This window comes from Leifsonia sp. 115AMFTsu3.1, assembly GCF_004362795.1.
Lineage (GTDB): Bacteria > Actinomycetota > Actinomycetes > Actinomycetales > Microbacteriaceae > Leifsonia.
Genome location: NZ_SNYB01000002.1, coordinates 410,283 through 422,755, shown reverse-complemented (window position 1 = coordinate 422,755; position 12,473 = coordinate 410,283). Strand labels below are relative to the sequence as shown.

Sequence of the window (12,473 nt, the reverse complement as noted above, 5' to 3'; positions counted from 1 at the left end):
CCACAGCCCGGTAGACTGGAGCACATCCCCGCCCAGCCCCGCCCAGCCTGGAGTGCCCGCGTGACCGACACCGCAACCGCCCACGTCGTCGACACTGTCGCGAACGCGATCGAGACCCCGGAGCGGGAGCAGCCGTTCGCGGCGCTCGGGCTCAAGGAGGACGAGTACGCGCGGATCCGCGAGATCCTCGGCCGCCGCCCCACCAGCGGTGAGCTGGCGATGTACTCGGTGATGTGGTCGGAGCACTGCTCCTACAAGTCGTCGAAGATCTACCTGCGGCAGTTCGGGCAGAAGGTCAGCCCGGCGATGAAGAAGAACCTCATGGTCGGCATGGGCGAGAACGCCGGCGTCGTGGATGTCGGCGAGGGCTGGGCGGTCACCTTCAAGGTGGAGTCGCACAACCACCCCTCCTACATCGAGCCGTTCCAGGGCGCCGCGACCGGCGTCGGCGGCATCGTGCGCGACATCATCTCGATGGGCGCGCGCCCCGTCGCGGTGATGGACCAGCTGCGCTTCGGCGCCATCGACAACCCGGACACCGCGCGCGTCGTGCACGGTGTCGTCTCCGGCATCTCCTTCTACGGCAACTGCCTCGGCCTGCCGAACATCGGCGGCGAGACCTACTTCGACCCGGTATACCAGGGCAACCCGCTGGTCAACGCCCTCTCGGTCGGCGTGCTCCGCCACGAGGACCTGCACCTGGCCAACGCGTCCGGCGCCGGCAACAAGGTCGTGCTGTTCGGTGCGCGCACCGGCGGCGACGGGATCGGCGGGGCCAGCATCCTCGCGTCCGACACCTTCTCCGCGGGCGGCCCGACCAAGCGTCCGGCCGTGCAGGTCGGCGACCCGTTCGCCGAGAAGGTGCTCATCGAGTGCTGCCTGGAGCTGTTCCGCGACAAGCTGGTCGAGGGCATCCAGGATCTGGGCGCCGCCGGCATCTCCTGCGCGACCAGCGAGCTCGCCTCCAACGGCGACGGCGGGATGTTCATCGAGCTCGACAAGGTGCTCCTGCGCGACCCGAGTCTCACCGCTGAGGAGATCCTCATGTCGGAGAGCCAGGAGCGCATGATGGCCGTCGTCAAGCCGGAGCTGCTCGACGCCTTCCTCGCCGTCACCGCCAAGTGGGATGTCGAGACCAGCGTGCTGGGCGAGGTCACCGAGACCGGCCGCCTCGTCATCAACTGGAACGGCGAGGAGATCGTCAACGTCGACCCGCGAACCGTCGCGGTCGACGGCCCCGTGTACGAGCGTCCGGTCGCCTACCCGACCTGGATCGACGCCCTGCAGGACGACTCGGCCTCCGTGCTCGCGCGCCCGACGACCGGCGATGAGCTGCGCGAGCAGACGCTCGCCCTCCTCGGCAGCGCCAACCTCGCCGACAAGGGCTGGGTCACCGACCAGTACGACTACTTCGTCGGCGGCAACACCGCGCTCGCCTTCCCGGACGACGCGGGCATGATCCGCGTCGACGAGGAGTCGGGGCTCGGCTTCGCCATCGCGACCGACGCCAACGGCCGCTACTGCCAGCTCGACCCGAAGCAGGGCGCCAAGCTGGCGCTGGCCGAGGCGTACCGCAATGTCGCCGCCTCCGGCGCGGTGCCGGTCGCGGTGACCGACTGCCTCAACTTCGGCAGCCCGGAGAACCCCGAGGTCATGTGGCAGTTCTCGCAGGCCGTGGAAGGGCTCTCGGACGCCTGCCTGGAGCTCGAGATCCCGGTCACCGGCGGCAACGTCTCCTTCTACAACCAGACCGGCGACACCCCGATCTTCCCGACCCCGGTGGTCGGAGTGCTCGGCGTGATCGACGACGTCGCCCGCCGCATCCCGAGCGGCTGGCAGGACGAGGGCGAGAACATCTACCTCCTCGGCGTCACCCGCGAGGAGCTGGACGGCTCGGCCTGGGCGGGCACCATCCACGGTCACCTCGGCGGACACCCGCCGGCGGTCGACCTCGACGCCGAGCGCTCGCTCGCCGAGGCGCTGCACGCGGCTTCCCTGGAGGGTCTGGTCTCGTCCGCGCACGACCTCGCCGACGGCGGCCTGGCACAGGCGCTCGCCGAGAGCGTCATCCGCTTCGGCGTCGGCGCCCGCGTCTGGCTCACCGAGATCGAGGAGCGCGACGGGGTGGACGCGGCGACCGCGCTCTTCTCGGAGTCGACCGCGCGCGTCCTGGTCACCGTCCCACGCGAGGACGACGTGAAGTTCCGCGGCCTGTGCGCCGGCCGCGGCATCCCCGCGCTCCGCATCGGCGTGACGGACGCCGAGGTCGGCGCCCAGCCCGTGCTCGAGGTGCAGGACCTCTTCACGATCGGCCTGGAGGAGCTCCGCGGCGTCCACCGCTCCACGCTCCCCGAGCACTTCGGCCCGACGGTCGCGTAACTCCCCCGCCTCCCGCGCCACCTCCCCAGCCATCCGCTCCGGAGTTTTTCGCCCCCGACACGCGGTCGGAGGCCGAAAAACTCAGGAGCCGGCGGTGGGGGTCGCTACGGTGAGGGCATGACCCGTGCCCGCGCCGACGAGCTGCCGACGCCTCCACTCCTCTCGCGGCGCGCGCGCCGTGTCGTGTCCGTCACCGCCATCGTGCTGCTGTGCCTGCTCATCCTCGCCAGCCTCGCGTCGTCGTCCCCGTGGCCGTCCGCGCTGGTGATCCGCAGCGTCTTCGAGAAGGGCGCCGCCGAGACGGTCGCCGAGATGAAGCCGTTCGTGCCGACCACCGGTGTGACGGCACAGACCGGGCTCCGCTACGCGCCGGGATCGCCCGACACGACGTTCGACGTCTTCCGCCCCGACAGCGCGACGGACCCGCTCCCGACCGTCGTCTGGATCCACGGCGGCGCCTGGATCTCGGGCGTCAGCTCCGACGTCGACCCGTACCTGCGCATCCTGGCCGACCAGGGGTTCACGACCGTCGGCCTCAACTACACCGTCGGACCCGAGGCGACCTACCCGACCGCCGTGCGACAGCTCAACGACGCGCTCGCGTACCTGGACGCGCACGCCGAGACGCTCGGCATCGACCCCAGCCGCATCATCCTCGCCGGCGACTCCGCCGGGTCGCAGCTCGCCAGCCAGCTGGCCGTCCTGACCACCAGCCCCGAGTACGCGAACCTGATGGGGATCGCACCCGCACTCCAGCCGGACCAGCTGTCGGCCGTCGTCCTCAACTGCGGCGTCTACGACCTCGACGCGCTCGCCAGCCTGACCGGGATCGACGGCTGGGGCTTCAAGACCGCCCTGTGGTCGTACAGCGGTACGAAGGACTGGTCGCAGACCTACGTCGGATCGACCATGTCGACCATCCAGCACGTCACCTCCGCCTTCCCGCCCACCTACATCTCCGGCGGGAACGGCGACGGACTCACCTGGACGCAGTCCGTCCCGATGGCCGCCGCCCTCCGCACGAAGGGTGTGGACGTGACCGAGCTGTTCTGGCCCGCCGACCACGAGCCCGCGCTGCCGCACGAGTACCAGTTCCATCTGAAGTTCGCGGAGGCGCACACGGCGCTGGATGCGACGATCGCCTTCCTCCGCGCCCACAGCTAACGCGCCGCGGCCTCCTGGGCGGCCAGCTCGGCCTGACGCCGGGTGAACAGCCGGACGCGCTGCTGGGTGAGCAGGATGCCCGCGAACACGATCACGGCGCCCACCGGTTCGTTCCACGTCAGGTGTTCGCCGAGGACGAGGATGCCGAGGGCCACGCCGACCACCGGCGTCACGTAGGTGACACCCGACGTCGCGGTCGGACCCCACGCGCGCAGCACGTTCATGTTCCAGATGTAGACGACGCCCGTCCCGAGGGCCCCGAGCGCCAGCAGGGAGAGCAGCACCGGCCAGCTGAACGTGATCGGGTGCCACGCCACCACGGGCGTCAGAAGGATCATGATGACCGCCGCCAACCCGATGTTCATGAACGCGCTCGTCGTCGCGGACACCGCCCGCGGGCTGATGAACTTGCGGATGTAGCCGAAGCTGAACCCGTAGCACGTGACCGCCCCGAGGCACGCGAGCTGGCCCCAGAGGCTACCGGCCAGCGCATCCACCGCCCAGGGCCCGACCACCACGACGACGCCGACGACACCGATCAGCACGCCGAGCACCTGGTCGCGGTTGAGCTTCTCGACCCGGAACGCGGCGGTGACGAGGATCGCCGTCGTGATCGGCGTGACGGCGTTGTAGATGCTCGCGAGGCTCGAGGAGACGTACTGCTCGGCCCAGGCGAACAGGAGGAACGGGATGACGCAGTAGGTGACCGCGACGACCGCGAAGTGCACCCAGACGATCGGCTCGCGCGGCAACCGCACGCGCATGATCAGCGCGATGAGGCCCAGAGTCAGTGCCCCGAACACGAGCCGCGCCCACGCGACCTGCCCGAAGCTCACGCCCTCGAGCGCCACCTTCATGAAGAGGAAGCTGGCGCCCCACACGAGACCCATGGCGACGAACTGCAGAGCGACCTTCACCCTGTCGACGCTAGCGGGTGCCCCCGACCCGGCGCGCGCGGGAATCGGACACGGATGGATGAGATCCGGCCAGCCGGTATTTGGTAGCGTTCCCCGAGGGGGGAACCATGTACAGAACGAACAGGCGCGTCCGCACCGCTGCGGCCGCGGGGATGCTCGTCGCGCTCGCCATCGCACTGTCCGGCTGCGCGCTCTTCGACGGAGGCGCGCAGGCGAAGCCGGTGGCGCGGCACACGACGGCGAAGCCGAAGCCGACGCACTCCGCGTCGCCGACGCCGACGCCCAGCGCGACGCCGACGCCGACGACACCGCCGCCTCCGCCACCGACACTCACTCCGGTCCCGTCGGGCACCACCGTCGCCGAGGCGAGTGTCGCGTCGCCCAAGGGCAGCATCCACTTCCACTACCGGATCGTGTCGAACGGCGACAACACGTACTCGATCCAATACAGCGGCTTCACCTCGAGCGTCCCGGTACCTGTCTCTGTCACGTTGATCGACGTTCCGCCGCAGGTCGGGGACGGCCTCACCTGGCATGGCGTCGCCGACCACGCCCTCGGCGGACCCACGGCCGCCGCGGCCGCCGCCTCGACGGTCCCGCTGGGCTACATCGGCAACCCGTCGTACCTCGGCGCCCTGGTGACCTACTCGTCCGTCGCGTCGCCCGACGGCGTGCCCGTCGAGCTCGGCCCGGACAAGGTGCTCGCGGTGAACACGGTCCGCTGGTCGATCCCCGAGCGGGCGACCAACGTCCATCCCGTCGACGGCGGTGCGCGTGCGGGTGCGGCAGGCAGCGTCCCGGAGACGACCCCCTCCGGCGCTCCCGCGCGCTATGTCGTGGCGGCCGGGGACACGTTCGACGGCGTCGCGCAGCGGTTCGGCATCACGTCGCAGGACCTGCTCTGGCTGAACCCGAGCGGTCGCGCGTACGACGGCAGCCTCAACCTGCTCGAGAATCAGTCGCTGAACCTCGATCCGCAAGCCCTCTGACCTGCGGTTTCACACCGCCGGCCTACCCCCATGCGACCGCGCGCGCCAGGATGGGAATACCTCGCCCCCTGTCGCGTTGTATGCGTTTGCATAGAAACGGCGAGAACAAACCTGAGGAGCCAGTCATGCAGTACGGAATCTTCTCCGTCAGCGACATCACCCGCGACCCCGTGTCCGGTGAGACGCCGAGCGAGGCGGAGCGCATCGACGCGATCGTGAAGATCGCGAAGCACGCGGAGGAGGTCGGGCTGGACGTCTTCGCCATCGGCGAGCACCACAACCCGCCGTTCTTCTCCTCGTCGCCCACCACCCTGCTGGCCCACATCGCCGCTCTCACCGAGCGGCTCACGGTCACCACATCCACCACCCTGATCACCACGAACGACCCGGTGCGCATCGCCGAGGAGTACGCGATGCTCCAGCACCTGTCGAAGGGCCGCATGGACCTCATGGTCGGGCGCGGGAACACCGGCCCGGTGTACCCGTGGTTCGGCCAGGACATCCGCCAGAGCCTGCCGCTCGCGCTCGAGAACTACAACCTCCTGCACCGCCTGTGGCGCGAGGACGTCGTCGACTGGGAGGGACGCTTCCGCACGCCGCTGCAGGGCTTCACCTCCACGCCGCGCCCCCTCGACGACGTGCCGCCGTTCGTGTGGCACGCCAGCATCCGCACCCCGGAGATCGCCGAGCAGGCCGCGTTCTACGGCAACGGGTTCTTCGCCAACAACATCTTCTGGCCGAAGGAGCACTTCCAGCGTCTGATCGCGTTCTACCGTGAGCGCTTCGAGCACTACGGCCACGGCACCGCGAAGGAGGCGATCGTCGGACTCGGCGGCCAGGCCTTCATCGCGAAGAACTCGCAGGACGCGAAGAACCAGTTCCGCCCCTACTTCAACGAGGCCCCGGTCTACGGCAACGGGCCGACGATGGAGGAGTTCACGGATGCGACCCCGCTGACCGTCGGCAGCCCGCAGGAGGTCATCGACAAGACGCTGACCTTCCGCGAGTGGGCAGGCGACTACCAGCGCCAGCTGTTCCTGATGGACCACGCCGGCCTGCCGCTCAAGACGGTCCTCGAGCAGCTGGACCTGCTCGGCGAGCACGTCATCCCCGTCCTCCGCAAGGAGACCGAGGCGCGCAAGGACCCGGAGACGCCGGACGCCCCCACCCACGCGTCCCTCGTGAAGGCGAAGTACGGCGACGCGGACCCGCGCCAGCCGCGCCCGAACGCGAACCGCGGCGACAACGTCACCGGCGCGTCCCCCTACCAGGACACCGACGAGCAGGTCGAGGTGAGCTACCCGGCGCTCTGACGCCCGGCGGCATCCACCGACCATCGATCGAGACAAGGACAGACCATGAACACATCAGACCTGCGGCCGTTCCGCGTCGTCGTGGTGAACGCGGGCGTGAGCGACCCGTCGTCCACCAAGATGCTCGCCGACCGCCTCGCCCTGCGCGTGGAGGCGGCCGCCCAGCGCGACGGCCGCACGGTCGAGACGCTCAACCTCGACCTGCGGGAGCTCCTGCCGGAGCTGGGCGCGGCCCTGGCGTCCGGGCACCTGGGGCCGAAGTTCACCAAGGCGATCGAGGCGCTGAAGTCGGCCGACGGCATCATCGCGACCGCCCCGGTGTACAAGGCGGGACCGAGCGGGCTGTTCACCTCGTTCTTCCAGGTGCTCGACAACGACCTGCTGATCGCCAAGCCTGTCGTGCTCGGTGCGACCGCGGGCACCGCCCGCCACGCGCTCGTCGTCGACGGCGAGATGCGATCGCTGTTCGCCTTCCTCCGGACCATGACGACGCCGACCTCGGTGTTCGCATCGACCGAGGACTGGCAGGACAAGGCCCTCGGCAAGCGCATCGACCGCGCCGCCCGCGAACTGGTCGTGCTCATGGAGTCCGAGGTCGAGTCCAAGATCACGGACACGTCGTGGGACAGCTACCAGCACGAATTCGGCTCGGCCGGCGGAAACGAGCTGGGCATCGACCTCGGCTCCGACCTCATGCGCCTCGCCGCGGGCGGGACGCTGCCGGGCGCGCGCAAGTAGCAGCAGAACGGAACGACGGGCCCCGGGCGACCGGGGCCCGTCGTCGTGTGCGGCCAGGCAAGGCTCAGATCGCGACAGCCGACCAGTCGATGACGGCGACGGGTACGCCGGTGCGTTCCAGGTCGTCCTTCAGCGACGTCCGGAACTGCTCGTGCCGACCCCACCAATTTCCGCCCCACACCAGCGATAGCGCACCGCCGACGCGCCCGGAGGTCGCCAGCGGGAGAAATCGACCGTCCACCGCCACCACCATCACGGCTCCGGACATGCGGAAATCCAGCCCGACCACCGAGATGTCGCTCCACGGGAGTTGGGAGATGCGACCGTCTTCCGAGATCAGGAAGAGGCAACGCCGACCGAGCACGAGCCGGCGGCGGGAGTAGGGCGAACCGCCCGCGAAGTAGACCGGACGCGCGATGCTCGGCCCCCGCATCCGTGCCCGCTTGTTGCGGTAGCCCGGATACTCGAGGCGGACTAGTTCAATACCCGCCGCCAGCACGAAAACGGCGACGATGATCGGCCGTTTCGCTGGGTTCGGAACGGCCGAAATGCCGACGATAATGCAGGCGGCCAACGCCATGAGAATGACCGCCGCGTCGCCGAGGCGCGCGGTAATCGATGCGCGACGCAACGGCGAGCGCGCCCGCTCGACGGCGACATCGAGCTCGTCGACCAACTTCCAGTCGTCCGTCAGAAGACGCACCGGGCGGTCGCTCTCGTCGAGCGTCGTGACGCGGAGCAGGGCTTCGTCCGTCGGCCGAAGCGTCGTCGCACCGCTCATGACTGGATGACGCCCCCCTGAGGCCGGCCCTCTGCACCCGAAACCCGGACCGACTCGACTCGACTCGACTCGACCCCACCCTAACGAGCGACCGGAGCCCGATCAACGTCCCGCACGGCCGCGTGCCTTTCCCCTCGCGAACACGCCGCCGCGCCACCCGTCCTGCGGCTCGCGGCCCCGCGAGGCAGGGGCGATAGGGTCTGGGTAGAACAGGGAGGTCTCGGGGTTGGACATTCTCAGCGTGCTGCATACGATCGGCGTCGTCGTGTGCCTCATCCTCGCGCTCACCGGGCTCATCCCGGTCGTCGCCGCGGCCGCGACCTTCGTCGTCATCCCCTTCCACGCCTGGATCAACCACTACAAGAAAGCCGCCCCCTACCTTCCGCGGGTCGCGATCGTCGTTCCGGCATGGAACGAGGGAGCGGTGATCGGCGCATCCATCGACCGGCTGATGAAACTGGACTACCCGCGCGACGCCCTGCGCATCTACGTCGTCGACGACGCGAGCACCGACGACACCCCCGAGGTCGTCCGGGGTCGAGCAGAACTGTACCCGGGCAACGTCCACCTGCTCCGCCGGGAGCAGGGCGGCCAGGGCAAGGCGCACACGCTCAACCACGGCATCGCGAAGGTGCTGGAGGACGACTGGATGGAGGCGCTCCTCATCATGGACGCCGACGTCATCTACACCCCCGAGTCGCTGCGGCGCATGACCCGGCACCTGGCCGACCCCGACGTGGGCGCCGTGTCGGCGTACATCAGCGAGGGCAGCAGCGACCGCAACTACCTCACCAAGTTCATCAGCGTCGAGTACGTGCTCTCGCAGCCGGCCGCCCGCCGGGCGCAGAACGTGCTGGGCGCGCAGGCGTGCCTCGCCGGCGGCGCGCAGCTGCACACCCGCGAGAACCTGCTCGCGATCGGCGGCCGCATCGACACGTCGTCGCTGGCGGAGGACACGATCACCACGTTCGAGACCCAGCTGCTCGGCAAGAAGGTCGTCTTCGAACCGCACGCGCACGTGCTCGCCGAGGAGCCCCGCGCTGTCGACGCCCTGTGGAAGCAGCGTCTCCGCTGGGCGCGCGGCAACGTCACCGTCACCGCGCGGTACTCCAAGGTGTGGTTCCGCCCGTCCCGCCTCCACCACCTGGGCGGCATCAGCTTCGGCATCGTCTGGTTCAGCCTCTGGCTGCTCCCCCTCATCATGATCCTGTCGTCGATCGGGCTCGCCGGGCTTCTGTTCCTGCAGGACGGGGTCGCGACGACGGTGTTCCGGATCCTGTGGATCTCGGCCGCGCTCGCCTACCTCTTCGTCCTCATCCTCGGATCGCAGACCGACGGGAGGTCGACCAGGCACGAGCTGGGTCACGTCCTGCTGTTCCCCGGCATCATCAACATGCTCGTGATGATCACCGCGCTCTTCCCGCCGGTCATGCTGGTGTGGCTGCCCGGGCTGTTCGGCGTGACGCTGAGCGAGCCGGCCCTGTTCACCATCACGCTCGCGATCTACATCTGGATCCCGTTCTCCATGGTCGTCGCCTGGCTCGCTCGCAAGGCGGAGAAGGTCCGCGCCGGCCGCTGGCTGTCGCCCGCGCTGATCTACCTGGCCGGATACGGCTCCCTGCTGTGCGCGATCACCTTCGACTCGTACCTCAAGGAGCTCGCGGGCGCGGAGGCGCGCTGGGACAAGACGGAGAAGGTCGGCCGGGTCGCCGCAGGCTGACGTGGTACCGCGGGATGACATCCTCCGGATGACCCGCCCGCGCAGCGATGGGCCTCCCGGCCGATGCCTGCTTTCCGTCCCGCGGCCAGGCTGGAGGCATGACCTCAGTTCCCGCTGCTGCGCCCCCGGCCATCGTCGCCACCGCGCTCACCAAGTCCTACGGCCCCTCCGTCGCGCTCGCCGGCGTCGACTTCCGGGTCACTCCCGGCGAGTCGGTCGCCATCATGGGCGCGTCCGGCTCGGGTAAGACCACCCTGCTGCACTGCCTGGCCGGCATCATCACGCCCGACAGCGGATCGGTGTCGCTGGCGACCGCGACCGGCCCGCTCGAGATCACGACGCTGGATGAGGCCGGTCGTTCGCGACTGCGGCGCGAAGCGTTCGGGTTCGTGTTCCAGCAGGGGCTGCTCCTGCCCGAGCTCACGGCGATCGAGAACGTCGCCCTCCCCCTGATGCTGACCGGGACGGATCGCCGCGCCGCGGAGCAGACGGCCGCGATGTGGCTCGCCGCCCTCGGCCTCGCCGGGTACGAGACACGTCGCATCGGCCAGCTCTCGGGCGGTCAGGCGCAGCGCGTGGCGATCGCCCGCGCACAGACCACCGGAGCCGCCGTCGTGTTCGCCGACGAGCCGACCGGCGCCCTCGACTCGCAGACGTCCGCCGAGGTGATGGATGCGCTCATCCGCTCGACGACGGACCGCGGCCGGTCGCTCGTCGTGGTCACGCACGACGAGACCGTCGCCGCACGGTGCTTGCGCGTCCTCCGCCTCGCCGACGGGCGCATCGTGGACGAGGTGAGCGCCCGATGACGACCTTGCGGCTCGCGTGGCTCTTCGGCCGACGCAGTGTCTCCGCCCGCTCCACCGTGATCCTGCCGGTCGTGGCCTTCGCCGTCGTGACGGCGCTGCTGCTGATCGTCGCGGGTGGAGCGCAGGCGTTCTTCTCCTGGACGGACGACATCGCCGGCCTCTACCAGGTGCTCGCTGTCATCGCGCTCTCGCTGCTGGTGGTGCCGCTCGTCGCGCTCGGCGGCTCCGCTGCGAGGCTCTCGGCGCGACGGAGGGACGACCGGCTGGCCAGCCTTCGGCTGCTCGGCGCGACGCCTGCGCTGGTGACCGCCCTGACGGTCATCGAGTCGACCGTGCTCGCGCTCGTGGGGGCGATCACGGGTGCCCTGGTGGCGCTGCTCGTGTCGCCCCTGGTGGCGCTCATCCCGTTCCGCGGCGAGCCGCTCGGGATGTCCATCCTGCTGTCCCCGCTGTGGGTGGCGGTGGCCGTGGCCGGTATCGGGGCACTGGCCGCGGTGAGCGCGGTCGTCGGACTGCGCGGCGTCACCCTGTCTCCCCTCGGCGTGCGCACGCGGCAGCAGGCGCCGCGGGTGCACTGGGTACGGGTCCTGATCACGGTCGGAGTGGTGGCCCTCGTCGCCGTCGCCATGACCGCGCTGCGGGCCGTGGCCGACGTCGGGATCGTGATGGTCGTCCTCGCCGTCGGGTTCGGCGGGAGCATCGCCGTTCTGAACCTCATCGGGCCGTGGGTCCTGCGGCTGGTCGCCTCCGGGCAGGCCCGCCGGGCGCGGACCGCTCGACGCCTGCTGGCTGCTCGGGCGGTGCTCGAATCGCCGAAGGCCGCCTGGCGGCAGGTGTCCGGCGTCGCGATGACCAGCTTCATGGCGGTGTTCGCCGGCGTCGGCGTCGCCCTGATGGATGCGGCGGGCGACTCGGGCGACCCGCAGTCGCGGCTGCTGGTCGCGGACATCCGCACCGGCGTGCTCATCACCATCATCGCGTCGTTCCTGATGGTCGCGTGCTCGGCCGGAGTGAACCAGGCGGCCGCCATCCTCGACCGCCGCGACCTCTACGTGAGCCTCGACCGGATCGGGATGCCCGTCGCCGAGATGAACGCCGCGCGCAGCCGCGCCATCCTTTCCCCCCTGCGGGTGACCGCGATCGGGTCGGCGGTCACGGCGGCGGTCGTGGTGCTGCCGCTCACCGGGATGAGCCTCCTGCTGTCCCCGCTCACGCTGGTGACGGTGGCGGCGTGCCTCGCCGCCGGTGTGCTGCTCGTGTGGGCGGCCCTGCGGGCCACGCGGCCGGTTCTCACGCGGGTGCTCGCGGAACCGTCCCCCAGTCTGTGACCCAGTAGGGTCGAAGCATGCCCGAAAACAGCGACGTGGCGGCTGCGCTTGAGCAGCTGCACAGCATCCGGCAGAGCATCGACAACATCGACGCCGCGGTCATCCACATGCTCGCGGAGCGATTCAAGTTCACGCAGCAGGTGGGTGCGCTGAAGGCCGAGCACGGGCTCCCGGCGGCCGACCCGGAGCGCGAGAAGGAGCAGATCCAGCGTCTCCGCGCGCTGGCCGAGGAGAGTCACCTCGACCCCGCGTTCGCGGAGAAGTTCCTCACATTCATCATCGCGGAGGTCATCCACCACCACGAGCGCATCGCCGGCGAGAACGGCAGATAGCGC

The 12,473-nt window shown here is 70.0% G+C and carries 11 protein-coding genes; 9 read left to right on the top strand and 2 right to left on the bottom strand.

Translation table 11 applies throughout. The features are described 5' to 3' along the window. Nucleotides 1–60: 60 nt before the first annotated feature. Together purL and AXZ95_RS13005 are read left to right on the top strand one after the other, a co-directional pair. Entirely contained in the window at nucleotides 61–2,379 is a 2,319-nt protein-coding gene (gene purL / locus AXZ95_RS13010) for a phosphoribosylformylglycinamidine synthase subunit PurL (protein WP_018192376.1), read from the top strand. Between the two features lie 117 nt (nucleotides 2,380–2,496). Next, complete coding sequence (locus tag AXZ95_RS13005) at nucleotides 2,497–3,543, top strand: alpha/beta hydrolase (protein WP_018192377.1); 1,047 nt, start codon at nucleotides 2,497–2,499, stop codon at nucleotides 3,541–3,543. On the opposite strand, the gene AXZ95_RS13000 is transcribed toward AXZ95_RS13005, so the two are convergent. Next, the gene (locus AXZ95_RS13000) at nucleotides 3,540–4,460 is read right to left on the bottom strand and encodes a DMT family transporter (RefSeq protein ID WP_018192378.1); all 921 of its coding nucleotides are present in this window, start codon (nucleotides 4,458–4,460) and stop codon (nucleotides 3,540–3,542) included. The genes AXZ95_RS13005 and AXZ95_RS13000 overlap by 4 nt on opposite strands. Nucleotides 4,461–4,567: 107 nt before the next feature. Between AXZ95_RS13000 and AXZ95_RS12995 the strand changes: the two genes are divergently transcribed. The 3 genes from AXZ95_RS12995 (at nucleotide 4,568) to AXZ95_RS12985 (ending at nucleotide 7,500) form a co-directional block, all read left to right on the top strand. Further along, on the top strand, nucleotides 4,568–5,449 hold the full coding sequence (locus AXZ95_RS12995; RefSeq protein ID WP_231374497.1) for a LysM domain-containing protein: 882 nt from the start codon (nucleotides 4,568–4,570) through the stop codon (nucleotides 5,447–5,449). Between the two features lie 125 nt (nucleotides 5,450–5,574). Next, the gene (locus AXZ95_RS12990) at nucleotides 5,575–6,762 is read left to right on the top strand and encodes an LLM class flavin-dependent oxidoreductase (RefSeq protein WP_018192380.1); all 1,188 of its coding nucleotides are present in this window, start codon (nucleotides 5,575–5,577) and stop codon (nucleotides 6,760–6,762) included. A gap of 45 nt (nucleotides 6,763–6,807) precedes the next feature. Continuing rightward, entirely contained in the window at nucleotides 6,808–7,500 is a 693-nt protein-coding gene (locus AXZ95_RS12985) for a CE1759 family FMN reductase (protein ID WP_018192381.1), read from the top strand. A 64-nt stretch (nucleotides 7,501–7,564) separates the two neighbouring features. On the opposite strand, the gene AXZ95_RS12980 is transcribed toward AXZ95_RS12985, so the two are convergent. After that, nucleotides 7,565–8,281, bottom strand: a complete 717-nt coding sequence (locus AXZ95_RS12980; protein WP_018192382.1) for a hypothetical protein — start codon at nucleotides 8,279–8,281, stop codon at nucleotides 7,565–7,567. Between the two features lie 241 nt (nucleotides 8,282–8,522). Here AXZ95_RS12980 and AXZ95_RS12975 point away from each other — a divergent pair, with 241 nt between their 5' ends. From AXZ95_RS12975 to AXZ95_RS12960, 4 genes are all read left to right on the top strand, one after another. Then, nucleotides 8,523–10,001, top strand: a complete 1,479-nt coding sequence (locus tag AXZ95_RS12975) for a glycosyltransferase (protein ID WP_018192383.1) — start codon at nucleotides 8,523–8,525, stop codon at nucleotides 9,999–10,001. Nucleotides 10,002–10,099: 98 nt separating this feature from the next. Beyond that, entirely contained in the window at nucleotides 10,100–10,810 is a 711-nt protein-coding gene (locus AXZ95_RS12970; RefSeq protein ID WP_018192384.1) for an ABC transporter ATP-binding protein, read from the top strand. Further along, nucleotides 10,807–12,138, top strand: coding sequence for a hypothetical protein (locus AXZ95_RS12965; RefSeq protein WP_018192385.1), 1,332 nt, complete (start codon nucleotides 10,807–10,809; stop codon nucleotides 12,136–12,138). Before AXZ95_RS12970 ends, AXZ95_RS12965 begins: the two co-directional genes overlap by 4 nt. A 17-nt stretch (nucleotides 12,139–12,155) precedes the next feature. Next, nucleotides 12,156–12,470, top strand: coding sequence for a chorismate mutase (locus AXZ95_RS12960; RefSeq protein ID WP_018192386.1), 315 nt, complete (start codon nucleotides 12,156–12,158; stop codon nucleotides 12,468–12,470). Nucleotides 12,471–12,473 lie beyond the last annotated feature (3 nt).

Coding starts and splice junctions, on each gene's coding strand:
- AXZ95_RS12980 (WP_018192382.1), bottom strand. CDS start 8,281: ATGAGCGGTGCGACGACGCTTCGGCCGACGGACGAAGCCCTGCTCCGC.
- AXZ95_RS12960 (WP_018192386.1), top strand. CDS start 12,156: ATGCCCGAAAACAGCGACGTGGCGGCTGCGCTTGAGCAGCTGCACAGC.
- AXZ95_RS12965 (WP_018192385.1), top strand. CDS start 10,807: ATGACGACCTTGCGGCTCGCGTGGCTCTTCGGCCGACGCAGTGTCTCC.
- AXZ95_RS12970 (WP_018192384.1), top strand. CDS start 10,100: ATGACCTCAGTTCCCGCTGCTGCGCCCCCGGCCATCGTCGCCACCGCG.
- AXZ95_RS12990 (WP_018192380.1), top strand. CDS start 5,575: ATGCAGTACGGAATCTTCTCCGTCAGCGACATCACCCGCGACCCCGTG.
- AXZ95_RS12995 (WP_231374497.1), top strand. CDS start 4,568: ATGTACAGAACGAACAGGCGCGTCCGCACCGCTGCGGCCGCGGGGATG.
- AXZ95_RS13005 (WP_018192377.1), top strand. CDS start 2,497: ATGACCCGTGCCCGCGCCGACGAGCTGCCGACGCCTCCACTCCTCTCG.
- AXZ95_RS12985 (WP_018192381.1), top strand. CDS start 6,808: ATGAACACATCAGACCTGCGGCCGTTCCGCGTCGTCGTGGTGAACGCG.